The sequence below is a fragment of the Photorhabdus caribbeanensis genome (assembly GCF_018448885.1).
Lineage (GTDB): Bacteria > Pseudomonadota > Gammaproteobacteria > Enterobacterales > Enterobacteriaceae > Photorhabdus > Photorhabdus caribbeanensis.
Window position 1 is genome coordinate 1 of the sequence record NZ_RCWB01000013.1, and the last position, 24,710, is coordinate 24,710.

Sequence of the window (24,710 nt, forward strand, 5' to 3'; positions counted from 1 at the left end):
AGTCAACGTGCGCATAGTGGCGGCTTGGGGTATCGTATTCTACGTGAGAAGTAGAGATGGTGATACCACGCGCTTTTTCTTCTGGCGCGTTATCGATTTGGTCGAATGCACGAGCATTACCACCGTAGGTTTTAGCCAGTACAGTAGTGATAGCAGCAGTCAGGGTTGTTTTACCGTGGTCAACGTGGCCGATAGTACCAACGTTAACGTGCGGTTTTGTACGTTCAAATTTTTCTTTAGACACGACTCTATTCCTTAATATCGCTCCCTCATCATCGGGGAGGGAGCTGAATCTAGATATTAAACCCGAAAAACTTATTTAGCTTTACGAGATTCGATAATAGCCTGAGCGACGTTGCTCGGCGCTTCATTGTACTTCAGGAACTCCATAGAGTAAGAAGCACGACCTTGGGTCTGAGAACGCAGGTCAGTAGCATAACCAAACATTTCAGATAATGGTACCTGAGCACGTACGATTTTGCCGGTAGTCATATCTTCCATACCGTCAATCATACCACGGCGGCGGTTTAGGTCCCCGATAACGTCACCCATGTAGTCTTCTGGTGTTTCAACTTCAACTTTCATGATAGGCTCCAGCAGAACTGGTTTCGCCTTCATAAAGCCTTCTTTGAAGCCCATAGAACCTGCGATTTTGAACGCCATTTCAGAAGAGTCAACTTCGTGGTAAGAACCATCGAACAGCGCCACTTTAACGTCAACAATCGGATAACCGGCCAGAACACCATTTTTCATTTGTTCCTGAATACCCTTATCTACTGCCGGGATATATTCTTTAGGAACAACACCACCAACGATTTCGTTAGCGAATTCATAGCCTACGCCACCTGGTTCCATTGGCTCAATACGCAGCCATACGTGACCAAACTGACCACGACCACCAGACTGACGAACAAATTTACCTTCTTGTTCAACAGTAGAACGGATGGTTTCACGGTAAGCAACCTGAGGTTTACCGACGTTCGCTTCAACTTTGAACTCACGACGCATACGGTCAACCAAGACATCCAAGTGAAGCTCACCCATACCAGCGATAATAGTCTGACCAGATTCTTCATCGGTAGACACGCGGAATGATGGGTCTTCCTGAGCCAGACGACCTAAAGCGATACCCATTTTTTCCTGGTCAGCTTTAGTTTTTGGCTCGATAGCAACAGAGATGACTGGCTCTGGGAATTCCATACGCTCCAGGATAATTGGCGCGTTGATATCACACAGAGTATCACCGGTAGTCACATCTTTCAGGCCAATCGCCGCGGCGATGTCACCTGCACGAACTTCTTTAATTTCTTCACGTTTATTAGCATGCATCTGAACGATACGGCCAAAACGCTCTTTTTTGTCTTTCACTGGGTTAAGAACGGTATCACCGGAATTAACCACGCCAGAGTAGACACGGAAGAAGGTCAAGTTACCAACGAATGGGTCGGTCGCGATTTTAAACGCCAGTGCCGAAAATGGTTCGTTGTCGTCAGAATGACGCTCTGCCGGCGTATCTTTACCGTCTGGCAGAATACCTTTAATAGACTCAACATCCGTTGGTGCTGGCAGGTACTCAACAACCGCATCCAGCATTGCCTGAACACCTTTGTTCTTAAATGCAGAACCACAAGTAACCAGGATAATTTCGTTAGTCAGAACACGATGACGCAGACCAGCTTTGATCTCTTCTTCAGTCAGTTCTTCACCGCCAAGGTATTTTTCCATCAGCTCTTCTGATGCTTCCGCAGCGGCTTCAATCAAATTGTTACGCCATTCTTCCGCCAGATCCTGCATATCAGCCGGGATATCTTCATAAGTGAAGGTAGTGCCCTGATCTTCATCGTTCCAGTTGATGGCTTTCATTTTCACCAAGTCAACAACACCGGTGAAAGCATCTTCTGCGCCAATGGCTAATTGCAGAGGTACTGGGTTTGCCGCCAAGCGAGTTTTGATCTGCTCGACAACACGTAAGAAATTCGCTCCCATACGGTCCATTTTGTTAACGAACGCGATACGTGGAACTCTATATTTATTTGCCTGACGCCATACGGTTTCAGACTGTGGCTGAACACCACCAACCGCACAATAAACCATTACGGCACCGTCAAGAACACGCATGGAACGTTCTACTTCGATAGTGAAGTCAACGTGCCCTGGGGTGTCAATGATGTTGATACGGTGCGCATCAAACTGCTTAGCCATACCTGACCAGAAAGCAGTTGTTGCTGCGGAGGTGATGGTAATACCACGCTCCTGCTCCTGTTCCATCCAGTCCATAGTAGCAGCGCCATCATGAACTTCACCGATCTTATGGTTTACACCAGTGTAGAACAGAATACGTTCGGTAGTGGTGGTTTTACCGGCGTCGATGTGTGCACTGATACCGATGTTACGGTAACGTGCAATGGGTGTTGTACGAGCCATTTGATTCCTCTATATCCTAGGACGTTCAATGTAAATCTGGGTGGCAGAGCAGCCACCCAGGGCATCATCACTACGATGGGATTACCAACGGTAGTGTGCGAACGCCTTGTTAGCTTCTGCCATACGGTGAACGTCTTCACGTTTCTTAACAGCAGTGCCTTTATTTTCGGCTGCATCAGATAATTCGTTCGCCAGGCGCAGGGCCATAGATTTATCACCGCGTTTACGAGCAGCTTCAACGATCCAACGCATTGCCAACGCATTGCGACGAACCGGACGAACTTCAACTGGAACCTGATAAGTAGAACCACCAACACGGCGGGACTTAACTTCCACGGTTGGACGCACATTATCCAATGCAAGTTCAAACGCTTCCAGATGTTCTTTACCAGAACGCTGAGCCAGGGTCTCAAGCGCACTATATACAATTGCTTCCGCAGTAGATTTTTTACCATCTACCATCAGGATATTGACAAATTTGGCCAGTAATTCAGATCCGAACTTTGGATCTGGCAAAATTTTACGCTGACCAATTACACGACGACGTGGCATGGAAATACTCCGTTTCGAATTCAGGGTTGTCCAAAACTCTACGAGTTTATTTTGACATTAAAGTAAATAATGTTTGGCCTTACTTAACGGAGAACCATTAAGCTTTTGGCTTCTTCACACCGTACTTAGAACGACCTTGTTTACGGTCTTTAACACCGGAACAGTCCAGTGCGCCGCGAACAGTGTGGTAACGCACACCTGGCAAGTCTTTAACACGACCGCCACGGATCAAAATTACGGAGTGTTCCTGCAAGTTGTGGCCTTCACCACCAATGTAAGAAGAAACTTCGTAACCATTAGTCAAACGCACACGACATACTTTACGCAGTGCAGAGTTTGGTTTTTTAGGGGTGGTGGTATATACGCGAGTACATACGCCACGCTTCTGCGGGCAAGCTTCCAGAGCAGGAACGTTGCTTTTTGCAACCTTCATGCTACGGGGTTTGCGCACCAGCTGGTTAATAGTTGCCATTATTAAAAAAACTCCTGGTTTTTTTGCTTCGTAAACACGGATTAAATCTCTTGTCTGCCCAACGGCAAAACACGAGGACGCGGAATTTTATGGCTGACTCGTCAGGGTGTCAAGAAATATACAGTCTTTTCTCAACTACCAGGCGAATTGTTGATGATGTTTTACCGTCAGGTTAACAAAGTCAGTATAGTCGATCACTTGCACTTTGTCTGAAACCTGTTCGTTCAACCCTCGCGCCTCAATATCTTCTTTCAGCGCATACAAGGCAGCACCACAACTGATCAGAGTCGGCAAATAACAATTACCTTCAATTCCTGCCAGTACGCCATCCTGAATAAACAGGATGTCATCACCACGGGCAAACAGCCTGAATATCGCATTGAAATCACATTGATAAGGCGATCGGCCAACAGTATATAGCATATTATTGTCCTTCCAACAGCTCAGAATGTCAGCACAACATCATAGTCAACCAACTTCTCACGAATTGTTGCTGCGGGTATCACTTTCGTATCCAGAACAAAACGATTGATTGAGCTTAGCCCGCGCATTGTCAAGTCTTCCTGGCACAAATAACATTCATCAATATCGTACAAAGGCAACACTTTAAAAGTAGCGATATAGTTTCTGGCGAGAATTCTGTCAGGCTGCTGATCCGGTAGTAGTTGGAGTACGCCGTCAGAAATAAAAAACACACCTATCTTTTCTGTTAATGCCGAAGTTGCCAGCAATGCGTCTAAACCTTCCCTACCTCCTGCATTACCATGAGGCGCTTTAGTGAAGACAAAAGCAATTTTTTTCATTTTTGCCTCTCAAAATTGCACCACACGGTCGCAAGTCAACATCGCTTCAGCCAGTGTTCCCAATCCACTTAGTTCAAACCCTTCCGCTAGGTTTGCTACCGGGAAATTCAACTCATTCGCCTGCTGAGCATCAAGAACGCCACGGCGCAGGGCAGCGGCAATACAAATATGCATGCTAAACCGGTGCTCCTTCGCCATCGCTTGCCATGCGCTAACCAAGTTAAACTCATCACCGGCTGGCGCAGTCAACTGATTGCCGTTATAAACCCCTTCCCGATAAAAAAATACGGTATTAAGTTTATGCCCCATCGTAATCAGGGCTTGCGCGAATTGGTAAGCACTGCTGGCTTGTTGGGTGCCATATGCAGGCCCCGTGACCAGCAGACAATAAGACAACGAAGACATTACCGCTCAGGCCCTAAACATTCACCATTTTTAAACTGGCGAATATAGAGATAAACCGTATGCTTAGAAATATTTAAACGCTCGGCAACCTGATTGATTGCATCTTTAATATCAAAAATGCCTTTCTCATAGAGATTCAGAACCACCTGCCTGTTCTTGGCATTATTGGATACACTGCGATCAATATTGACTTCTTCGATAGTATATTCCAGCGTTTGCGCAACCAAATCATCCACGGATGAAGCAAAATTTACATTTGTTGGTGCGACATCATGTGTTTCCTCTGGAATAAATGTCTGAATAATTTCAGAGAAAGGAACATCAAGATTCATATTAATGCACAGAAGGCCGATCACTCGGCGATTCCGGTTGCGGATCGCAATCGTAACTGACTTCATCAATGAACCGCTTTTCGCCCGGGTAAAATAGGCTTTAGATGCACTACAATCTTCGTCTGTAATGTCATGCAACATGCGCAACGCAAGATCAGTAATCGGTGAACCTATTTTACGACCTGTATGTTCTCCGTTGGCTATTCTGACGGCTGAACATTTAAGATCTTCCAATGAATGAAGGACAATCTCGCAATGCCCACCAATCAGCATAGCCAAGCCATCGACTGCGGCTTCATAAGATTTTAAAATTTCGTGGTCCGTTTCAGTAAACGGTTGGTTTTCCAGTAAATCGACATCACTGATATCACCAGATAATAACGGGTTAGACATTCAATACACCATCCTTCAAACGCAGACAACGTCTTGTTAAAAATACAACGTGGTCTTGCTAAAAACACAACGTGATAAACCTATAAAAATTTCTTGTGAAAACTCAATTGTTGCAGCTTAACAGAGATCTTAATCAAAGATCTTTGCATTCACATGAATTATTGACGTTAAAACCACATGACATCATCGTCAAGCCATTGCTACTCAGACATTTGGTCTCTATCACAGCTTTCAGTAACAAAAAACCGTTGACAGAATCTCTACCAACGGTTTTATCCGTATTCATCAAAGATATTTAGCAAACAGCTTACTTAGTTTTGGTATCCGCTTTAATATCCAACAACTCAATATCAAATACTAATGTAGAATTTGCAGGAATACCTGGCAGATCCGCTTTACCATAGGCCAGCTCTGGTGGAATAACCAGTTTAATTTTTCCACCTTTTTTCACATTCTGTAAACCTTCTGTCCAGCCAGGGATAACGCCATCCAAGCGAATAGAAAGCGGCTCATTACGCTTATAGGAACTATCGAACTCTTTACCATCAATCAATGTCCCCCGATAGTTCACAACTATTGTGTCGCTTGCCGCAGGTTTCTTACCACTGCCGTCCTTCTCTATTTTATACAAAAGGCCGGTTTTGCTCTTAACGACGCCTTTTTCCTTAGCAAACTCTTCACGATATTTAGCGCCTTTAGCTTCATTCTCGCGAGCTTCTTTCTCCATCTTAGCTTCAGCGGCAGACTTCACTTTACCTTCAAATGCACGCAGCGTATTTTCAATTTCGCTGTCAGTCAGTTTACTCTTATCATTAAAAGCATCCTGCACACCCGATAACAACTGATCTTTATCCAATGGGATACCTAGAGATTTCTGTTCTTTCAGGGTGTTTTGCATATAACGCCCTAAAGATGCGCCCAGAGCATAAGCGTTTTGCTGATCTTCTGTTTTAAATGCGCTGTTCAATTCTGTGCTACTCTGACTATCTGCTTTAGCCGCCAACACCTGAGGGGCGCTGAAAGCCATCGCTAATGTAGTAGCAAGCAGGGTAACTTTAAACAATGATTTCATCTGTTTCTCCAATAGCTTTGGGGGATTTTATCGTCAGCAAAAGTTATGCAATCAAGTCACTATAACTGCCTACAGGAGCACAACACAATGTTTGTTAAAAACAATATTTGCTGTTTTAGTGCCCCAAACTTAATTAAGACAACATAAATGACAAGAGGTTTCATAATAACCGCATTTCACAGAATATTCTGGGCATAGTAGGCTAATATTAATTAATATGAGGCATTTAACACTGGCAATAAGGGCCTGACATGGGAGGTAGATCATGGAACTGTCAAAATTTGAGCAACGGCTTGAGCATTTGGAAAGTCGAATTGCCTTTCAAGACATAACTATCGAAGAATTAAATCAGGTAGTGACTAAGCAACAAATGGAGATAGCTAGATTAAAAGAGCATTTGCGGTTGATGACAGAACGATTAAAAGCCACTCAACCCTCAATGGTCGCTTCACCATCAGAGGAAACGCCTCCGCCTCATTACTAGAAAGACGTTAAATTACAATAAACTAGGGCAAGTATCGAAACTGAATATTCCAAACTTGCCCCGTTTTTTTAAATATTAAAAATGCACTATCCGCTTTAGCTTATCAGTGGCAACTGCCGCCACCGCAGCATCCGTGTCCTTCATCATGATGGTGATGATGACCGTCATCATGGCCATGACCACCACAGCAGCCTCCCTCGCCATGTTCATGACCATGAGCGCCATGAACATGACCATGAGCCAATTCTTCTTCAGTCGCTTCACGGATGGCGATGACTTCAACATTGAATTTCAGATTCTGACCAGCCAGCATATGATTACCATCAACCACAACATGCTCGTCTTCAACCGCTGTAATTTCTACGGGTACTGGTCCCATATCGGTATCAGCCAAGAAACGCATGCCAACTTCCAGTTCATCAACACCAACAAAGACATTTTTTGGCACACGCTGAACCAGATTGTCATCATACTGACCATAAGCATCATCAGCCTGTACGCTGACATCAAAACTCTCACCCGCCTCACGGCCTTCCAGCGCCTTTTCCAAACCGCTAATCAATGAACCACGGCCATGCAGATAGTCCAACGGCGCACTCGCCGGCGACTCATCAACTAAAACACCATCTTCTGTTCTTACTTGATAAGCCAGGCTGACTACCAAGTCTTTTGCTACTTTCATGACATCTCCTACCCGTGGGTCTAAAAATTTTTACCGATTGTAGCGGAATTTTCAGTCTCTGTACTCACTCACGCTAATATTCACATAATTACTGTGGGGTAAAAATACCAATAACCTGCTCCTGCTTTCTGACATGAGAAGCCACTTTCTCATCAGTCTGACGTTGTTGATGACCACAATGGACACATTCCACCACATCAACCTGATCTTCTCGCCACATTGCGAGTGTGTCCTGAGAGTGACATTCTGGGCAGACAGCACCAGCAATAAATCTTTTACGACTTACTGACATGATTTGCTCCGCTATTATTCATGTATTCATGCTCATCCCAACCATCCGGTTGGCGACGTTCATTCAGCATTTCCCGTTCAAACAGCTCTTCCAGTTCCCGCCGCGCCTCTTTTATACGAGATATGTGAGCCACATCTCCCTGTAGCTGCGGCATGAGTTCTCTCAGCATCCGCATATCTAACCGCTGGAAATGTTGTTTTGCACGATTAGCTTTATGCGGATGCATTCCCAATTCAACTAAGGTTTTACGTCCCAGTTCCAAAGCGCTGGAGAAAGTTTCACGGGTGAAATTTTTTACTCCATTTTGCAGCAGTTCATGCGCTTCCAGGCGTCCTCTGGCTCGCGCCATAATATGCAGATTCGGAAAATGTTTCTGGCATAAATGAACGATCATCATGGTATCTTCCGGCTCATTACAGGTGATGACTATCGCTTTGGCTTTATCCGCACCTGCCGAACGTAACAGCTCCAATTCAGCCGCATCGCCATAATAAACTTTATAGCCATAACGCCGCATCGTACTCACAGCACTGACATCGCGTTCTAACACCGTTATACGGATTTTGTTCACCATTAGAAGACGACCGATTACCTGACCGAATCGGCCAAAACCCACTAAAATCACCTGCGGATCATCATTTTCCACAAAGGGCTGTTCATCCGTCTCATCTTGGGCATTATAACGACGTGCCAGAATAGCATCTATCAATTGCATGACAAGCGGCGTTGTCATCATCGATATCGTCACTACGACCAGCAACAAAGCCATCTGTCCACTATTGAGCACATTCTGGCTCAGTGCGGCAGAAAACAGAACAAAGGCGAATTCTCCCCCTTGGCTGAGTACGCCGGAAAATTGCAGGCAGGATGCCCCCCGCAAGCCAGCAATCATTGCGATCAGATACAGCACAATGCCTTTCACAATCACCAAAGCCAGCACACCAAGTAATACTTCGGACAAATGTATTAGTAGTACTCCCAGATTCAGAGACATACCGACCGAAATAAAAAACAGCCCCAACAGTAATCCTTTAAACGGTTCTATGGATATTTCCAGTTCATGGCGATATTCGCTATCTGCCAGTAATACCCCGGCGATAAAGGTTCCCAGTGCCATAGAAAAACCGAGCGCTTCCATAAATAGCGCTGAGCTGAGTACCACCAGTAACGCCGCCGCGGTAAATAGTTCACGCACTCCAGCTCTGACGACTAAACGAAACAACGGGCGTAACAGATAACGGCCACCGAGCAACATACCAGCAAAAGCAGCAATTTTTAGCGCTATTCGATACCAGTCACTGGATGCTGTTCCACCTGCCAACAGCGGAATCAATGCCAAAGCCGGGATTACCGCCATATCTTGAAATAGCAAAACCGAGAAACCAAGCTGCCCACCTTCATTGCGGTTCATGCCCTTCTCTTTCATGAGTTGCAGAGCCATTGCCGTTGAGGACATCGCCATACCGATACCACCAATAACCGCCGCCTGCCATGAAAAATCGGTCAGATATAGCAACACCGCCAGCACGCTCGCCGTGAAAATAACTTGAGCCGCACCGACACCAAAAATAGATCGTCTGAGTTGCCAGAGTTTAGCGGGGTTAAGCTCAAGGCCGATGATAAACATCAGGAAAACAATCCCCAACTCAGAGAAATGAAGAATATCATCAACATCCCTGATAAAGCTCAACCCCCACGGGCCCAAGACAATCCCTGCCAACAAATAACCTAATACTGCTCCAATCTTGCATTTCTGTGCGATTGGCACTGCCACAACGGCAGCAAATAAAAACAATACACCGGCGCTCAATTGCGCTGAATGCTCCATAACTATAGCCCTCCTAATGACAATGGCGATTTGAGCCATTCACGATAATCATTAGCATGGATGGCAAGAAGTTCAGGTTTTTGGCGACGCGCCCAATAAACAATAATTGGTGATAACCAATGCATACGGCACATCGCTGCGGTGAGTTCAAAAGGACGAAGGATCTCTTCCATTGGATAGAGATTATACCCATCGGCCCGGAAAGTGCTTTCCGGTTCCCCTGTAGTAATCACTGAACGCCAATATTTTCCCTGTAATGCCAATCCAGTAATACCACTGGCAAACCCCCGAGTCAGTACACGATCCATCCACTCCTTTAATAAAGCGGGACAACTGTAGGTATACAGTGGGTGTTGAAAAACAATCACCTGATGCTCTCGAAGCAGTTGCTGCTCATAATGAACATCAATAAAAAAATCTGGATAAGCTCCATATAAGTCGTGAATCGTAACATGCTCTAAACCCTGCACAGGTTGTAACAAAACACGATTTGCTACTGAATCCTGTGGCTCAGGATGGGCATACAGCAGCAGGACTTTAGGCGGCTGTAACATCGTTCCCTCCTCAAGAACGTGTCAGGACACGTATTTTCCGTTAACATGCATACAAAGTGATAAAATTAAGACGCTTATTATCTGTTACTGCTAATTTAACATATTTTATACAAACGATACTTATGATTGTTTTCTCTTCATTACAAATTCGTCGCGGAACCCGTGTCTTGCTGGATAATGCCAGCGCCACTATTAATCCCGGGCAGAAAGTTGGTCTGGTAGGGAAAAATGGCTGTGGCAAATCTACCCTACTTGCATTATTAAAAAATGAACTTCAAGCGGAAGCAGGAACATTCACTTTTCCCAGTAACTGGGCGCTGTCTTGGGTGAATCAAGAAACGCCTGCCTTGGAAATACCTGCTCTGGAGTATGTTATTGATGGTGATCGTGAATTCCGCCAACTGGAACAACAACTGCGGATAGCCAATGAAAAAAATGACGGTAATCTGATCGCTCACCTACACAGTCAACTGGACACGGTTCAAGCCTGGACGATCCGTTCAAGAGCATCAAGTTTGTTGCACGGCTTAGGTTTCTCTCAAGAGCAACTCGATCAACCTGTACGCGCCTTTTCCGGCGGATGGCGCATGCGCCTCAATCTAGCTCAGGCACTACTCTGCCGTTCTGACTTATTGTTGCTTGATGAACCGACTAACCACCTTGATCTGGATGCGGTTATCTGGTTGGAAAAATGGCTGAGAAGCTACCCCGGGACATTAATCCTTATCTCCCATGATCGGGATTTTCTCGACCCTATTGCCGATAAGATCCTCCATATAGAGCAACAATCGCTGTTTGAGTACAGCGGCAACTACTCATCTTTCGAACGCCAACGCGCGACCAAGCTGGCGCAACAACAGGCTCTTTATAAAAGTCAGCAAGAGAAAGTCGCCCACCTGCAAAGTTATATTGACCGTTTCCGAGCCAAAGCCAGCAAAGCTAAACAGGCTCAGAGCCGTATCAAGATGTTAGAGCGGATGGAGTTGATCTCTCCTGCCCACGTTGATAACCCATTTCATTTCAGTTTCCGTAAACCTGAGAGTCTGCCCAACCCACTCCTGAAAATGGAAAAAGTCAGCGCAGGCTATGGTGAACGGACTGTTTTAAATTCCATCAAGCTGAATCTGGTTCCCGGCTCCCGCATTGGTCTGCTGGGCCGTAATGGCGCGGGTAAATCCACGTTGATTAAACTGTTAGCTGGAGAACTGCAATCTCAGAGTGGAACGGTAGAATTAGCTAAAGGGATTAAACTGGGATATTTCGCCCAGCATCAACTGGAATATTTGCGTGCTGATGAATCACCATTACAGCATTTAGTCCGCATTGCGCCACAGGAAACAGAGCAGCAACTGAGGGATTATCTGGGGGGTTTTGGTTTCAAAGGCGATCAAGTGACCGACCCAAGTGGGCGTTTTTCCGGGGGAGAAAAAGCGCGTTTGGTTTTGGCATTAATGGTCTGGCAACGCCCTAACCTTCTGTTGCTTGATGAACCAACAAACCATCTTGACCTGGATATGCGTCAAGCACTGACAGAAGCTTTGATCGACTTTGACGGTGCGTTAGTGGTGGTTTCCCACGACCGACATCTATTACGTTCAACAACAGATGAGTTATATCTGGTTCATGATGGCCGGGTAGAATCATTCAATGGCGACTTAGAAGATTATCAACAATGGCTGACAGATCAACAACGTCAACAAAATCAGCAATTACGTGAAAACAACGATAAGGAAAAAGAGACATCCAGCCAAAGCGCTCAGGAAAGAAAAGATCAAAAACGGCGTCAAGCTGACTTCCGTAACCAAACGCAACCACTGCGCAAACAGCTTGCTGATCTGGAAAAACAGATGGAGAAACTGGGTAACGAGCTAGTTGCACTAGAAAACCAACTTTCAGACAGCGCTATCTATGATAACAGCCGTAAAACCGAATTGACTGAATACCTGCAAAAACAGAATCAGACCAAATCAAAACTGGAAGCAATTGAATTAGCATGGATGGAAATTCAGGAACAACTTGAAAAAATGACGCAAGAGTTTGAAGGATAAATGATTTAATACATTATCATTTAATAAAAATAGAGCGGAGAAAGTAATCCGCTTTATTTTTCAATAATATTCATATTATTTCATTGAAAACAGCAATAGATAAATCCGACCATAATACCCCATATATATTTCATCTTTATCCACAATAATATCACTGCACAATTTCAATATAACCACTCCCTATATAAATAACAGCTATCTTTCTTATTCACATATTATCGATTAATGAAGAAAATAATTCCGCTTCACTTACCAACTCATAATCGATAACAGGACTCCATAAGATACCAAAATCAATCTCCATATCGGTTTTCAACACCTCTAATGAATCCAGATATTGTGATGGAATTGAGCGAATAACTTTTTCCGGCACTAAAGAAAAACCATTGCGTTTAATGATCAACTCAATCATGACCATAATATCATTAGTTCTTAACATTAAATTCATATTATTATTATAAATAGAAAATGTATTAATACCATCGGTAAAATCAATCGATATATTACTCTCACCAGTATCAACAAGGCTATATAATGATGCTATTTCCTTATTTAACTCAGCAAAATTCTGATTCCAATCACTGCCTTTTTTAAAAAGATAAACGAGTTTTTCAGTAAAAATCTTCCTTGGCATAAGTGATGAAGTTAACGGTAAAGGAACAATAGCGATATGTAATAGACCTGAGTTTAATAGATTCATTTGCTGCTCAAATGTCAGCCCCGTCATTAGCACAAGTACCACTTTTTCCTTACTACCTAGAAAAAGCCGCTCTTCCATTTTCCCGGAATCATAAATAGGAAAACAAGAGCTAACATAGAGGTAATGTGGCGAATCATATTGCAAATCATGATTCACCTGAGTCTGAAACTGCTCAAAATGACCCAATAACTTCTGAGCATTCTCAAAGGTCTTTTGCCCAAAATCAGTCAATCTAGTACCATTCGGCCCTCTGGAAAACAAAGAAGCCCCGAACTCTTCTTCCAGCGCATTAATTTTCTTAGTCAGCCCAGGTTGTGAAATATGTAGTATTTGAGAAGCCTGATGATAATTAAGTGTTTCAGCCAACACGATAAAAGCTTTGAGATTACGTATATCCATATCTCCACCATTCGGGTTTATCTTTCAAACTTTGCTTGCGTTATTATTTCAACAATAGCCTAAATATTTTAGACTTAACTGAAATTAATTAAACAGAGATTAAACAACAATTATAAGATGATCAATTAATTTATTATAAAAATGTTGACAAAATTTTATTTTTACCATAATTCCTTTCTATTCCCTGAGGTAAATGACTAAATAATCCATCTAAATTAAACGCTTTAAAATATAATGAATTTTACGCTTTTTAGGTGTTTTACCTATAGCTATCCCTATACATCCTGTGACATACATTCGCTACCACACAAGGTAGATAAATATATCTGGTGAATATCATTATGAAAACATCGCTATTAGCCTTAATTTTTAAATAACACAGGAAAAATCAGCGATAATATAGAGGTATTTATTATCTATAAATGATGATATATCATAAAATACGCAATTATAGATAAATCACTATTTGATTCTTATTTTTTCGATAAATAATAATAAAATCACATCGTATAAAAATACTCCTATATAACCAAACTAATATCAATCACACAGTTTAATATCTTTTACATAGGTATTAGGAGATTTCCATGATATTCTTGGACATACCAAATAACCATCACTTTTTAACTTATAATGCACATACAAAGATGTAGGGAAACTTAAAACAATTGAAACAAGAGCTATCGAACAAAAATACTTGTTAAAGCTATCATGATGTTTTGGATAACGGCCAGTTATATTAACAAAAATAATAAAAACCATATAATATAAAACCAAAGGAAAAGAGAAAAATGTCATAAAAACACTGCTTGAAAATGTTATTTTATCATCCATTAAAACCAACGAAATCAAATATTCACTTACTATAAACATAGAAAATGACATTAAAGCCAATATAAGAATTGTGCAAATAATACGTATTATTTTATTATTTAACATATCTCCCCCAGTTATTAAGGAATTGATTGAAGTCAAATACAACAATATCAATCACATAGCCTCATATCTTTCACATAGGTATTAGGCGACGTCAAAGATATCCTTGGACACACCAAATAGCCATCACTCTTTAACTTATAATGCACATAGAAAGATATGGGGAAACTTAAAACAATTGAAACAAGAGCTATCGAACAAAAATATTTGTTAAAGCTATCATGATGTTTTGGATAACGACCAGTTATATTAATAAAAATAACTAAAATCATAAGATATGAAAGAAAAGGGAAAGAAAAAAATATCATAAAAACACTACCTGAGAACGTTATTTTCTCATCCATTTTAACTAAAGAAATTAAATTTTCTCCTGTCAAAAATAAACATGATGACGCTAAAATAAGAATAGCAATGGAGATAATTATATGTATAACTTTTTTCTTATTTTCCATAATTCCCCCAGTTATTAAGGAATTGATTAAAATCAAATACAACAATATCAATCACATAGCTTCATATCTTTCACATAAGTATTCGGAGACATCCAAGATATTCTTGGACATACCAAATAGCCATCACTTTTTAATTTATAATGCACATAGAAAGATATGGGGAAACTTAAAAAAAGTGCAACAATAGCTATCGAAAAAAAACATTTAACAAATTTATCATTATGCTTTGGATAATGATCAGTCACAGTAAAAAAAATAATAAGAAATGTAGTATAAGAAATCAAAGGAAAAGAAAAAAATATTATAATAACATTACTTGAGAATGTTATTTCCTCATCCATCTCAACTAAAGAAATTATATTCCCCCCTGTTAAAAAGAGTCCTAATGATGCTAAAATAAAAATAGCAAGAGCACCGAGGATCTGTATAGCCTTTTTTTTATTTCCCATAACTCCCTCAGTTATTAAGGAATGGATTGAAATCAAATACAACAATATCAATCACATAGCTTCATATCTTTCACATAGGTATTAGGCGACATCCAAGAGATTCTTGGACATACCAAATAGTCATCACTTTTTAAGTGAAAATGCACATACAAAGATGTAGGGAAGCCTAAAAAAAATGAAATAATAGCTATCGTCCCAAAACAGTTAACAAAACCATCATGATGCTTTGGATAACGGCCAGTTATATTAACAAAAATAATAAAAAAAACATAATAAAAAACCAAGGGAGAAGAAAAAAATATCATAAAAACACTGCCTGAAAATATTATTTTTTCATCCATTTTAATTAAAGAATTTAAATTTTCACCTGTCAAAAAAGAAGTGAATGACGTTAGAATGAGAAAAAAAAGAGCGCAGATGATATGTATAGCCTTTTTTTTATTTCCCATAATTCCCCCAGTTATTAAGGAATTGATTGAAGTCAAATATAACAATATCAATCACATAGCTTCATATCTTTCACATAAGTATTCGGAGACATCCAAGATATTCTTGGACATACCAAATAGTTATCACTTTTTAACTTATAATGCACATACAAAGATGTAGGAAAACTTAAAAAAAACGAAATAATAGCTATCGATCCAAAATATTTATTAAAACTATCATGATGCTTAGGATAGCGACCAGTTATACTGACAAAAATAATAAAGAAGAAAGAATAAAAAAGCAGAGGAGAAAAAAATAATATAATAATAACACTACTTGAGAATGTTATTTTCTCATCCATTTTGACTAAAGAAACTAAATTCCCCCCCGCCAAAAAGACAGCAAATAACGTCAAAATAAAAATAGCAAGAGTACCAATAATACGTATAACCTTTTTTTTATTTTCCATAACTCCCCCAGTTATTAAGGAATTGATTGAAGTCAAAAACAACAATATCAATCACATAGTTTAATATCTTTCACATAGGTATTCGGAGACATCCAAGATATTCTTGGACATACCAAATAGCCATCACTTCTTAACTTATAATTCACATACAAAGATGTAGGAAAACTTAAAACAATTGAAACAAGAGCTATCGAACAAAAATATTTGTTAAAGCTATCATGATGTTTTGGATAACGACCAGTTATATTAACAAAAATAATAAAAAAAACATAATAAAAAACCAAGGGAGAAGAAAAAAATATCATAAAAACACCACCTGAAAATATTATTTTTTCATCCATTTTAATTAGAGAATTTAAATTCTCCCCTGTTAAAAAAGAAGTGAATAACGTCAGAATGAAAACAAAAAGAGCGCAGGTGATATGTATAGCCTTTTTTTTATTTCCCATAATTCCCCCAGTTATTAAGGAATTGATTGAAGTCAAATATAACAATATCAATCACATAGATTCATATCTTTTACATAAGTATTCGGAGACATCCAAGATATTCTTGGACATACCAAATAATTATCACTTTTTAATTTATAATGCACATACAAAGATGTAGGGAAACCTAAAAAAAATGAAATAATAGCTATCGTCCCAAAACAGTTAACAAAACCATCATGATGCTTTGGATAATGACCACTTATAGTAACAAAAACTATAAAAAATATAGCATAAGAAACCAAAGGAAAAGAAAAAAATATTATAACAACACCACCCGAGAATGTTATTTTCTCACTCATTCTAATTAAAGAAACCAAATTTTCTCCGGTTGAAAAAAAAGCAAATAAAGCTAAAAGAAAAATAGCAAGAGCAGCGATGACATGTATAATCTTTCTTTTATTTCCCATAACTCCCCCAGTTATTAAGGAATTGATTGAAGTCAAATATAACAATATCAATCACATAGATTCATATCTTTCACATAGGTATTCGGAGACATCCAAGATATTCTTGGACATACCAAATAGCCATCACTTCTTAACTTATAATTCACATACAAAGATGTAGGAAAACTTAAAACAAGTGCGACAATAGCTATTGAAAAAAAATATTTAACAAATTTATCATTATGCTTTGGATAATGACCAGTCACAGTAAAAAAAATAATAAGAAATGTAGTATAAGAAATCAAAGGAAAAGAAAAAAATATTATAAAAACACTACTTGAGAATGTTATTTCCTCATCCATCTCAACTAAAGAAATTAGATTCCCCCCTGTTAAAAAGAGTCCCAATGACGCCAAAAGAAAAATAGCAAGAGCGCCGAAGATCTGTATAATCTTTTTTTTATTTACCATAATTCCCCCAGTTATTAAGGAATTGGTTGAAATCAAATACAACAATATCAATCACATAGATTCATATCTTTCACATAAGTATTCGGAGACATCCAAGATATTCTTGGACATACCAAATAGCCATCACTTCTTAACTTATAATTCACATACAAAGATGTAGGAAAACTTAAAACAATTGCAACAATAGCTATCGAACAAAAATATTTAACAAAATTATCATGATACTTTGGATAATGTCCAGTCACAGTAACAAAAACAATAAAAAATGTAGCATAAGAGATCAAAGGAAAAGAAAAAAATATTATAACAACACCACCTGAGAATATTATTTTTTCATCCATTTTAATTAAAGAATTTAAATTTCCCCCTGTCAAAAAAAAAGTGAATGACGTTAGAATGAAAATAAAAAGAGCACAGATGATATGTATAACCTTTCTTTTATTTTCCATAACGCCCCCAGTTATTAAGAAATTGATTGAAATCAAACATAATAATATCAATCACATAGCTTCATATCTTTTACATAGGTATTCGGCGACGTCCAAGAGATTCTTGGGCATACTAAATAGTTATCACTTTTCAGTTTATAGTCCACATAGAAGGAGACGGGAAAACTCAAAAAAACCGAAGAAATAGCTATCACAAATAAATATTTTGCACAGGTGTCATAGTGTTTTGGATAACGCTTTGCTAAAGAAAGATAAACAGCCGAAACCACAAAATAAAAAACAAAAGGAAATGAAAAAAAAATATCATAACATTACCTGAAAATGTTATTTTTTCATCCATTAAAATCAACGAAAGCAAATATTCACTTACTATATACATAGAAAACGACATCAAAGACAATATGAAAATCGCGCAAATAATGTGTATTACCTTACTATTATTTCCCATATCTCCCCCAATTATAAAAAATTCCGTTGAGATCAGCTTCTGGAGTTCTTGGTTTTCTTTCCATTTCTTTTCTAATTAAATTAATAACAGTTTCACTAATTTTATATCTTTTATCTATATAATCAAGTGCAGCAGTAACACCTACACCTATAATAAATACAACACCGGCTACAAAAATCACGCTAGCACCAGCGGCAAATGTGATCGCTATCAAAGACCCAACAGCCCAAGAAACAAAAGCTGCTACTACTGCCTTAGCCAGATCTACCGCAATATTACCTAGAAAATCAGCCAGAGTGTATTCATCCTTAAACATAAGCTCAACCGTTCGATAAGCTGCGGAAAAGAATATACTGAACTTTATTCCCTTAACTATGCCACTATTTAGTCCTTGCTGCCCAATCCCCATAGATATCACCTTCATGTTAGAAGCTTTATATCTTGAAGCAGTAATGATCTTTCTAACGCCCGCATAACCTGATATTTTAATATATCTATTTCCATCCTTACCCACATACTCTGTTGCTTTAATCCCTAATCTTTTAAATTCCCCTATAACATTAAAGAGATCAAAAGAATCATGAATGTTACCTGCATAGGGTGATATGGGATCGGTAATCTCAAATATTTTCTTTATAAATGGACTTTTGGGTTTTGGCGAATCAATATCTTCCAGCACATCTTTCGCTTCATCTAACGATAGCAGCGCAATATAGGTTGTATTCTCTCTTAACTGCTTTTCGAGACCAATGGCATCAAAGAATTCATGCTGAGGTTTTAATTGGTTAATCCCAACCTGACCTCTCAGAAAATCTCCCATATAGCCCTCCGGCGAGGGGTTGTATTTTTTATATGTCATCGTAAAACCCTTTCCATACTTCTTAAAACCAAAAATCATCACATTAGTGTTTAACAGCCGGAGTTTCCAATTTGAGAGAAAGAACCCGGCCATCTGAAACCTTCATATCGATGGCACAGGCTTGAGTTGACAACAATAACTGAAAACACTGCATCATCATCATTGCCAATTTTTCCTCTGGAATTAACGGGCTATTCACTAATACATCACTGAGCTGTTGTAGTAACTCTTCCCTATCTCTATCGTTCATACGACTAACCCCATTAGCAATTAAAAGTTCGGATGTAGCACTATATTACATAAAAAATAGTCATGTCGACCATATAATAACAAAATGTTAAACAAATGCAGAACGCTTACAGTTAAGTTCCTGTATAGCAATACAAAATAACGCCTGATGTTTAAGGATGAAAGTAATAAATACGTTATTGAGCAAAAAATTTCAAATCCCATTTTCTAAATACGCCCTTATATTACTATTACTATCCTTTAAGGGAGAAATTCAACATTGAACTATTAATTTCTTCATATTTTAGTGTTAAGGTCGTACTTTCACCGCCTGGATATACAGTCTCAGGTAATTTAAGTAAAGAATTTGTATGGTAATTACTTATGTCACATATAATTTATTTATCTTTAGATGGTAAGAAACAAGGTTTAATTTCTGCCGGTTGTTCAATGCTAGACTCCATAGGAAACCGATACCAACAGGGGCACGAAGATCAAATACAAGTACTGAATTTGAATCACACGATAACTCGCCAAAAAAATGTCGAGCATCATCCGATACAATTTATCAAGCCAATCGATAAATCATCCCCGCTGTTAGCATCCGCAATATCTTCAAACGAACTACTGAATGCGATTTTCTTCTTTTACAGAACAAATCTCGCTGGACAGTTAGAACTTTTCTATGAGGTCAAGCTCATAGAAGCGAGCATTACTGACATTTCTTGCGTCTACCCGCACTCAATAAACAATAATGAAATGATGCCGTACGAAAAAATCTCTCTCAAATATAAATCCATATCCTGGAATCACATAACCGCCGGCACATCTGCCTATAGTATATGGGATGATAGAGTTTATTAAAAATAAACCGAGTTAAGCATATATAAATATATATGTCAGATCGCTGATAAACCTCGTTTAAAATAGCGAGGTTTGTTTTTTTCATTATGAAAAATGATTCTGCTTGTCCCGCACCTGACTATCCTCCAAAATATGGCACATTAGCGCCCTTTTTATGGCTTACAGAAACGAAACTAAGGGCCGAAGCTTGTAAGATCACCTATATAGCAATCAGAGTTATAAAACATACTCTTGAACACAGAAGTCATATTGGTATGACTTAAATATATCCACTAAGAGTGGCAGAAAAAAATTCCACATATAAAGTTGGGTGTTAATGAAATTGCCTAAATTGGGCAACTTGGCAGAGTTACTTTTCTAAAAAGTTTTGTACTCTACACTGATAGCTTAGGAAATAAATGTAGCCTAACCAAGCTTATCAACTAATTGGCCAATTTGAACTCTGTACCCCTTAATGTGACAGGATAAATCAACCTAGTAAACCGACTGAAAATATCATCCACCGCTTGACCAAATATGCGAAGCTTGAAGCCGATTCCTTTGTGAAAAAGCTCAACTCCACAAAAATTTACTGACAGGAGCTAATCTGACATGGTAGAACGAAATAACAACCTGATCCGATATGGTATTATCGCCAGTATCGTGTTAGGGATCTTGGGCACCGGCTTTGGCATTTTTCAAATGATCAAAGGGCACAAACTGGAGAAAGATCTGTCCATTGTGAAAACGTCCGTCAGTTCAATCCAAAACAGTGAAAAAATCACGTTCAAGACCCAAACTGATTTTGAATCCGCTGTCGTTACCAGCATCAACAAATTTGTAGCTCAAAAGCAGAAAAACGAAATTGATCAGAAGTTCACCCAGTTCAAGACTGCATCTGAAACCGTGGAAGACGGCAAGCACATCTATGGCGATCTCAATGCACGGTTCACACTGGTTGAATTCAGCGACATGGAATGTCCCTACTGCAAACAGTTCCATGACACTCCTAAACAGATTGTGGATGCTAGCAAGAACAACGTGAACTGGCAGTGGAAACATCTTCCACTCAATTTCCATAATCCCGCCGCTCACAAAGAGGCGCTGGCGGCTGAATGCATTGCTGAACAGAAAGGCAACCGTGCATTCTGGGTGTTCATTAACGACGTTTTCTATCACACCCAAGGTAACGGCAGAGGCGTTTCGGATCTGGCCGCACTTGTGACTGGCGTTGGTGCGGATCTTAACAAGTTCCGTGAATGTCTAGCATCTGGAAAGTATGAAGACAAAATCCAACAAGACATTCAGAAAGCCACTGGCTATGGTATCAGCGGTACCCCAGCCACTTTCATCGTTGACAACCACACAGGCAAGAGTCAGCTCTTGGGAGGCGCCCAACCAGCCCAAGCAATCATGGCCGCTATGCGGAAGATGATGGCCGAACCTCAAGAAGAGTCTTTTAATTCTAATTCGGCTGGTAAGGAGCAATAACTTTCACATGTGAAAGTCGAGCCTCGAAAGATTTGACCAAGAAAAAACCATGATTCAACGTGGAATTGTCAGCTCGATCGCTAACTGTTGGTGCTGGAATCTAGTGCGCCAATAGAGCAGTTCTTTTGATTTTATGACCTACGGACCACATTTTTGTTTAAATTTTGTTCTAATGGAATCATAATTAGGTATTGCTGCATCATTTTATGAACGTTAAAATCCTTCACTATGAAAAACTAGTACTTGTAAGACCTGCAACCCAAATTTGAGAACCTTCGACATCGTGATAAACGACACAAACTCTTACTATGAGCAAATAAGGTAGGCTGAGCAATGACTATGAATAATTTTAAAAGCCTATCCACTCTGGCTAAATCCGCCAATGGCAAGAAAGGTAGAGAAATTCTGACAGTAAGCGTCGACGATGTTGAATCGAAAATTCAGGTGCGTAAGCGTTTCCGAAATATCGGGGAATTGGCGATTACGCTGCTAACCGAAGGTCAACAATTTCCAATTATCGTGTTTCCGAAGAATGCTGATGGCAAGTACATCATTCAGAAAGGGGAACGCCGCTGGCGGGCTTGTAAACACGCAGGTATTCAAACCATCGATATCGTGATTAACGATAAAATACAAAGTAATTTGGATGAAACTGCTGGTGAGTTGATCGAGAACATCCAGCGTGACAATCTAACACCGGTAGAGATTGCAGAAGCTTTAAATCAGTTCATCCAAGAAAGGTGGAAACAGAAAGACATTGCTGATCGTATCGGCAAAAACACGACCTATGTTTCAACCCATCTGTCTTTGCTTAAGATGCCTGACTGTGTTCGTGAGTTGTACGATAATGAAATATGTTCTGATACAGAAACACTGAACAATCTACGCCTTTTGTTCGAGCTAAACCAAGAGTGTAGTCGTACCGTATGCGCTGTGGCGATGAATGATGGAATAACTCGTAAACAAAGCCGAGAACTCCTGAATGACGCTAAACGCATCAGAGAAGAGCTGGAGAAAAGGGCTCCACTTGGCTTAAGACAGACCGATAATGACAACAATTTGGCGCCAAACTATGAGCAAAGAAATCCCTTAACCGGCTCACAAGACAACAGCAAGAAGGAAGGCGAAAGTTCAACAGAAGATGATAAAGAGCTGATAACCAAATCAACCATTCAGGATGATACTGGTAGTGAAGCATTACTACCATTACCAAAAGATAAAGGCTGGAAAAATGTCCGCCCCGAAAGCTTGGTTTTTATTGTCAACGTGAACGTTGATTGCAAATCAAAGCGTGGTGTCATTATGACTGACCGTGTGGCGCTAAATCCGGGAACAGTTTGGGTTAAAACTCTGGATGCTCAGGGTAAGGAAAATCCTGTTTACGTTTCTGTGTCGGACATTGAGCTAGTGAGTGTTGAAGGCTAAATGAAGGAAGTTCTGCTACTTGTGGGACTTGTCAAGAACGGGTAGATATGAAGATCTCACGGGACATGAAAAGAAAATTTGCTTTGGTAAATGCTTTATCCAAGATGGAGAAACCCAGTCTTCTGGGCCTTCACAAAGCGACAAAAATCCCCGAATCAACGATTAAACGACAGTTGTCCACACTTCGCTATGAGTTTGGTATGAGCATACTCTTTGTTCGGGAGTCTACCGGCGAACGTGGCGCTACTGGTTATTACATGCTGACTGATTGGGGAATCATTGACAGGTCTTCGTTTTTGAATAGGTACAGTCAGTTATGACCCATCCAATAAAAAACCTGATTAGAATGAAGTAACGCAGTAAGAGGCATTTTTTTAATCTGATAGCAAGCTGGATTATGAGGCTAAAAACTGGTTTTAGAGCGGTGTGTCGGAAGTGTTGCACTGCCGGTATAGTATATGTACTGGCATGGCATTTACAGCGAGGAAGACGATAAGCATGTCAAAGCAAGGCTGTGAAATGTCGTTTATTAGTGCGTCAGCAAATAAAGAAGAGACTTAAGGAAAATGCGCCGGCTATTTTGGCCGGCTTATCAGCTCAGCCCCTTAAAATTTCAGAGTGATTTCAATATTTGAACCGGCTTGTTTTTTGATGAAATTAATTTTATTTAAATAGTATCTCAATAAAACTTTAAGGTGAAATCCCCAAGAAACGCTCAATTAAAGGTAGTAGTCCTTACACAACAAGGAAAGGTGTCGTTACATAAATCTCGTGTTGGTTTGTTATTTCAGAACGTTGCATAGGCTCGCCACTGAAAAAGGACGTATAGAGTCACGAACAATACGACGGTTGACGTCTGTGACAACCTGACTTGTACAGAAGTAGGTCCAAGCATTTATATAGTCCTGATAGTTGTAAGTTGGCGGCACGCAGTTGATTACGGCTTCTTTCGGAATGTTATTAGGGCCCTCCGTCTCAATAAAGCGCCAATCATGCTCATCCATACCTTTTCCTCTATTGCAGTAACGTGTCCAGCGGGAGAGCTCATACAGCGAATAGCCTTTGCCCATAGATTTGAAGGTATTCAGCGCCTTATTAACATCACCTTTCTTCACGCCATTAGGAATGGTTGATGTAGAGAGGGTTGAACCGTCAGTGGCTTTGTTCTGCATGACTCCGACATTTCCATTACCCAACACATGGATATAACCGGGCTGATTAAGAGCGGCCCCCCCTCTCCCCATATTATCCCAAGCCACGGAGAGCTCACGGCTAACCAAAGCCAGTTTGTCATTTTTAGGTGGAATGGGAGCAGTGAGTTGCTGCTGCTCCGTAGTGCTGGACGTGCAACCGACCAAAATAACCATACCAATGATCGTCAAGAGTTGTCTCATTATTTTTTCCCTTTCTAGCTAAAGCGTCGATAAGCCCATTCTAAAAGGTGG

The 24,710-nt window shown here is 40.0% G+C and carries 32 protein-coding genes and 1 pseudogene; 6 read left to right on the forward strand and 27 right to left on the reverse strand.

Annotation, left to right across the window (positions count from 1 at the left end):
- The 9 genes from EAE90_RS10630 to fkpA form a co-directional block, all read right to left on the reverse strand.
- On the reverse strand, positions 1 to 244 hold a 244-nt coding region (locus EAE90_RS10630; RefSeq protein ID WP_246551096.1), incomplete at its 3' end, for a GTP-binding protein.
- Positions 245 to 315: 71 nt separating this feature from the next.
- Positions 316 to 2,424 (reverse strand): elongation factor G, encoded by a 2,109-nt coding sequence (fusA, locus tag EAE90_RS10635; protein ID WP_036813535.1) that lies wholly within the window; start codon positions 2,422 to 2,424, stop codon positions 316 to 318.
- An 81-nt stretch (positions 2,425 to 2,505) separates the two neighbouring features.
- On the reverse strand, positions 2,506 to 2,976 hold the full coding sequence (gene rpsG, locus EAE90_RS10640; RefSeq protein WP_011144816.1) for a 30S ribosomal protein S7: 471 nt from the start codon (positions 2,974 to 2,976) through the stop codon (positions 2,506 to 2,508).
- Between the two features lie 97 nt (positions 2,977 to 3,073).
- Positions 3,074 to 3,448, reverse strand: a complete 375-nt coding sequence (rpsL, locus tag EAE90_RS10645) for a 30S ribosomal protein S12 (RefSeq protein ID WP_011144815.1) — start codon at positions 3,446 to 3,448, stop codon at positions 3,074 to 3,076.
- Positions 3,449 to 3,583: 135 nt separating this feature from the next.
- Positions 3,584 to 3,871: a sulfurtransferase complex subunit TusB gene (gene tusB, locus EAE90_RS10650; RefSeq protein ID WP_214053472.1), complete on the reverse strand. Its 288-nt coding sequence runs from the start codon at positions 3,869 to 3,871 to the stop codon at positions 3,584 to 3,586.
- A gap of 20 nt (positions 3,872 to 3,891) precedes the next feature.
- Positions 3,892 to 4,251 carry a sulfurtransferase complex subunit TusC gene (gene tusC / locus EAE90_RS10655; protein ID WP_214053473.1) on the reverse strand — a complete coding sequence of 120 codons (360 nt, stop codon included), beginning with the start codon at positions 4,249 to 4,251 and terminating at the stop codon, positions 3,892 to 3,894.
- Between the two features lie 9 nt (positions 4,252 to 4,260).
- A complete protein-coding gene (gene tusD / locus EAE90_RS10660; protein ID WP_214053474.1) occupies positions 4,261 to 4,656 on the reverse strand; it encodes a sulfurtransferase complex subunit TusD in 396 nt (131 codons plus the stop codon).
- Positions 4,656 to 5,381, reverse strand: a complete 726-nt coding sequence (locus EAE90_RS10665) for a helix-turn-helix transcriptional regulator (protein WP_214053475.1) — start codon at positions 5,379 to 5,381, stop codon at positions 4,656 to 4,658. Before EAE90_RS10665 ends, tusD begins: the two co-directional genes overlap by 1 nt.
- Positions 5,382 to 5,688: 307 nt before the next feature.
- On the reverse strand, positions 5,689 to 6,453 hold the full coding sequence (gene fkpA, locus EAE90_RS10670; protein ID WP_214053476.1) for an FKBP-type peptidyl-prolyl cis-trans isomerase: 765 nt from the start codon (positions 6,451 to 6,453) through the stop codon (positions 5,689 to 5,691).
- Positions 6,454 to 6,718: 265 nt separating this feature from the next.
- Between fkpA and EAE90_RS10675 the strand changes: the two genes are divergently transcribed.
- Positions 6,719 to 6,937, forward strand: coding sequence for a protein SlyX (locus EAE90_RS10675; RefSeq protein ID WP_214053477.1), 219 nt, complete (start codon positions 6,719 to 6,721; stop codon positions 6,935 to 6,937).
- 103 nt (positions 6,938 to 7,040) lie between these two features.
- Here the strand turns inward: EAE90_RS10675 and slyD are convergent, their stop codons facing one another.
- From slyD to kefG, 4 genes are all read right to left on the reverse strand, one after another.
- Complete coding sequence (gene slyD, locus EAE90_RS10680; RefSeq protein WP_214053478.1) at positions 7,041 to 7,619, reverse strand: peptidylprolyl isomerase; 579 nt, start codon at positions 7,617 to 7,619, stop codon at positions 7,041 to 7,043.
- Positions 7,620 to 7,707: 88 nt separating this feature from the next.
- Positions 7,708 to 7,911 carry a YheV family putative zinc ribbon protein gene (locus EAE90_RS10685; protein WP_214053479.1) on the reverse strand — a complete coding sequence of 68 codons (204 nt, stop codon included), beginning with the start codon at positions 7,909 to 7,911 and terminating at the stop codon, positions 7,708 to 7,710.
- The gene (gene kefB, locus EAE90_RS10690) at positions 7,895 to 9,739 is read right to left on the reverse strand and encodes a glutathione-regulated potassium-efflux system protein KefB (protein WP_214053480.1); all 1,845 of its coding nucleotides are present in this window, start codon (positions 9,737 to 9,739) and stop codon (positions 7,895 to 7,897) included. Before kefB ends, EAE90_RS10685 begins: the two co-directional genes overlap by 17 nt.
- A 2-nt stretch (positions 9,740 to 9,741) precedes the next feature.
- Positions 9,742 to 10,293, reverse strand: coding sequence for a glutathione-regulated potassium-efflux system ancillary protein KefG (gene kefG, locus EAE90_RS10695; RefSeq protein ID WP_036779977.1), 552 nt, complete (start codon positions 10,291 to 10,293; stop codon positions 9,742 to 9,744).
- Between the two features lie 122 nt (positions 10,294 to 10,415).
- Here kefG and EAE90_RS10700 point away from each other — a divergent pair, with 122 nt between their 5' ends.
- Positions 10,416 to 12,341 carry an ABC transporter ATP-binding protein gene (locus EAE90_RS10700; protein ID WP_214053481.1) on the forward strand — a complete coding sequence of 642 codons (1,926 nt, stop codon included), beginning with the start codon at positions 10,416 to 10,418 and terminating at the stop codon, positions 12,339 to 12,341.
- Positions 12,342 to 12,549: 208 nt separating this feature from the next.
- Here the strand turns inward: EAE90_RS10700 and EAE90_RS10705 are convergent, their stop codons facing one another.
- The 13 genes and pseudogenes from EAE90_RS10705 to EAE90_RS10765 all read right to left on the reverse strand — a co-directional run bounded on the left by EAE90_RS10705 (position 12,550) and on the right by EAE90_RS10765 (position 19,528).
- The gene (locus EAE90_RS10705) at positions 12,550 to 13,440 is read right to left on the reverse strand and encodes a LysR family transcriptional regulator (RefSeq protein WP_040149005.1); all 891 of its coding nucleotides are present in this window, start codon (positions 13,438 to 13,440) and stop codon (positions 12,550 to 12,552) included.
- Between the two features lie 540 nt (positions 13,441 to 13,980).
- Positions 13,981 to 14,379 carry a DUF1240 domain-containing protein gene (locus EAE90_RS10710; protein WP_214053482.1) on the reverse strand — a complete coding sequence of 133 codons (399 nt, stop codon included), beginning with the start codon at positions 14,377 to 14,379 and terminating at the stop codon, positions 13,981 to 13,983.
- 47 nt (positions 14,380 to 14,426) lie between these two features.
- The gene (locus tag EAE90_RS10715) at positions 14,427 to 14,828 is read right to left on the reverse strand and encodes a DUF1240 domain-containing protein (protein ID WP_214053483.1); all 402 of its coding nucleotides are present in this window, start codon (positions 14,826 to 14,828) and stop codon (positions 14,427 to 14,429) included.
- Positions 14,829 to 14,875: 47 nt separating this feature from the next.
- The gene (locus EAE90_RS10720) at positions 14,876 to 15,277 is read right to left on the reverse strand and encodes a DUF1240 domain-containing protein (protein ID WP_214053484.1); all 402 of its coding nucleotides are present in this window, start codon (positions 15,275 to 15,277) and stop codon (positions 14,876 to 14,878) included.
- Positions 15,278 to 15,324: 47 nt separating this feature from the next.
- A complete protein-coding gene (locus EAE90_RS10725; protein WP_214053485.1) occupies positions 15,325 to 15,726 on the reverse strand; it encodes a DUF1240 domain-containing protein in 402 nt (133 codons plus the stop codon).
- 47 nt (positions 15,727 to 15,773) lie between these two features.
- Positions 15,774 to 16,175, reverse strand: a complete 402-nt coding sequence (locus EAE90_RS10730) for a DUF1240 domain-containing protein (protein WP_214053486.1) — start codon at positions 16,173 to 16,175, stop codon at positions 15,774 to 15,776.
- A gap of 47 nt (positions 16,176 to 16,222) precedes the next feature.
- On the reverse strand, positions 16,223 to 16,624 hold the full coding sequence (locus EAE90_RS10735; RefSeq protein ID WP_214053487.1) for a DUF1240 domain-containing protein: 402 nt from the start codon (positions 16,622 to 16,624) through the stop codon (positions 16,223 to 16,225).
- A 47-nt stretch (positions 16,625 to 16,671) separates the two neighbouring features.
- Entirely contained in the window at positions 16,672 to 17,073 is a 402-nt protein-coding gene (locus tag EAE90_RS10740) for a DUF1240 domain-containing protein (protein ID WP_214053488.1), read from the reverse strand.
- A gap of 47 nt (positions 17,074 to 17,120) precedes the next feature.
- Positions 17,121 to 17,522 carry a DUF1240 domain-containing protein gene (locus EAE90_RS10745; RefSeq protein WP_214053489.1) on the reverse strand — a complete coding sequence of 134 codons (402 nt, stop codon included), beginning with the start codon at positions 17,520 to 17,522 and terminating at the stop codon, positions 17,121 to 17,123.
- 47 nt (positions 17,523 to 17,569) lie between these two features.
- Positions 17,570 to 17,971, reverse strand: a complete 402-nt coding sequence (locus EAE90_RS10750; protein WP_214053490.1) for a DUF1240 domain-containing protein — start codon at positions 17,969 to 17,971, stop codon at positions 17,570 to 17,572.
- 47 nt (positions 17,972 to 18,018) lie between these two features.
- Positions 18,019 to 18,419, reverse strand: a pseudogene (locus EAE90_RS24675) (DUF1240 domain-containing protein).
- Positions 18,409 to 19,278: a hypothetical protein gene (locus EAE90_RS10760; protein WP_246550610.1), complete on the reverse strand. Its 870-nt coding sequence runs from the start codon at positions 19,276 to 19,278 to the stop codon at positions 18,409 to 18,411. Before EAE90_RS10760 ends, EAE90_RS24675 begins: the two are co-directional and overlap by 11 nt.
- A gap of 43 nt (positions 19,279 to 19,321) precedes the next feature.
- The gene (locus tag EAE90_RS10765; RefSeq protein WP_214053491.1) at positions 19,322 to 19,528 is read right to left on the reverse strand and encodes a hypothetical protein; all 207 of its coding nucleotides are present in this window, start codon (positions 19,526 to 19,528) and stop codon (positions 19,322 to 19,324) included.
- Positions 19,529 to 19,890: 362 nt separating this feature from the next.
- Between EAE90_RS10765 and EAE90_RS10770 the strand changes: the two genes are divergently transcribed.
- The 4 genes from EAE90_RS10770 (at position 19,891) to EAE90_RS10785 (ending at position 23,585) form a co-directional block, all read left to right on the forward strand.
- Positions 19,891 to 20,370 carry an Hcp family type VI secretion system effector gene (locus tag EAE90_RS10770; protein ID WP_214053492.1) on the forward strand — a complete coding sequence of 160 codons (480 nt, stop codon included), beginning with the start codon at positions 19,891 to 19,893 and terminating at the stop codon, positions 20,368 to 20,370.
- A 591-nt stretch (positions 20,371 to 20,961) separates the two neighbouring features.
- Positions 20,962 to 21,840 (forward strand): DsbA family protein, encoded by an 879-nt coding sequence (locus EAE90_RS10775; protein WP_214053493.1) that lies wholly within the window; start codon positions 20,962 to 20,964, stop codon positions 21,838 to 21,840.
- Positions 21,841 to 22,173: 333 nt separating this feature from the next.
- Positions 22,174 to 23,265, forward strand: a complete 1,092-nt coding sequence (locus EAE90_RS10780; protein WP_214053494.1) for a ParB/RepB/Spo0J family partition protein — start codon at positions 22,174 to 22,176, stop codon at positions 23,263 to 23,265.
- A gap of 47 nt (positions 23,266 to 23,312) precedes the next feature.
- Entirely contained in the window at positions 23,313 to 23,585 is a 273-nt protein-coding gene (locus EAE90_RS10785) for a helix-turn-helix domain-containing protein (RefSeq protein ID WP_214053495.1), read from the forward strand.
- Positions 23,586 to 24,047: 462 nt separating this feature from the next.
- On the opposite strand, the gene EAE90_RS10790 is transcribed toward EAE90_RS10785, so the two are convergent.
- Positions 24,048 to 24,659 (reverse strand): hypothetical protein, encoded by a 612-nt coding sequence (locus EAE90_RS10790; RefSeq protein WP_214053496.1) that lies wholly within the window; start codon positions 24,657 to 24,659, stop codon positions 24,048 to 24,050.
- Between the last annotated feature and the right edge of the window lie 51 nt (positions 24,660 to 24,710).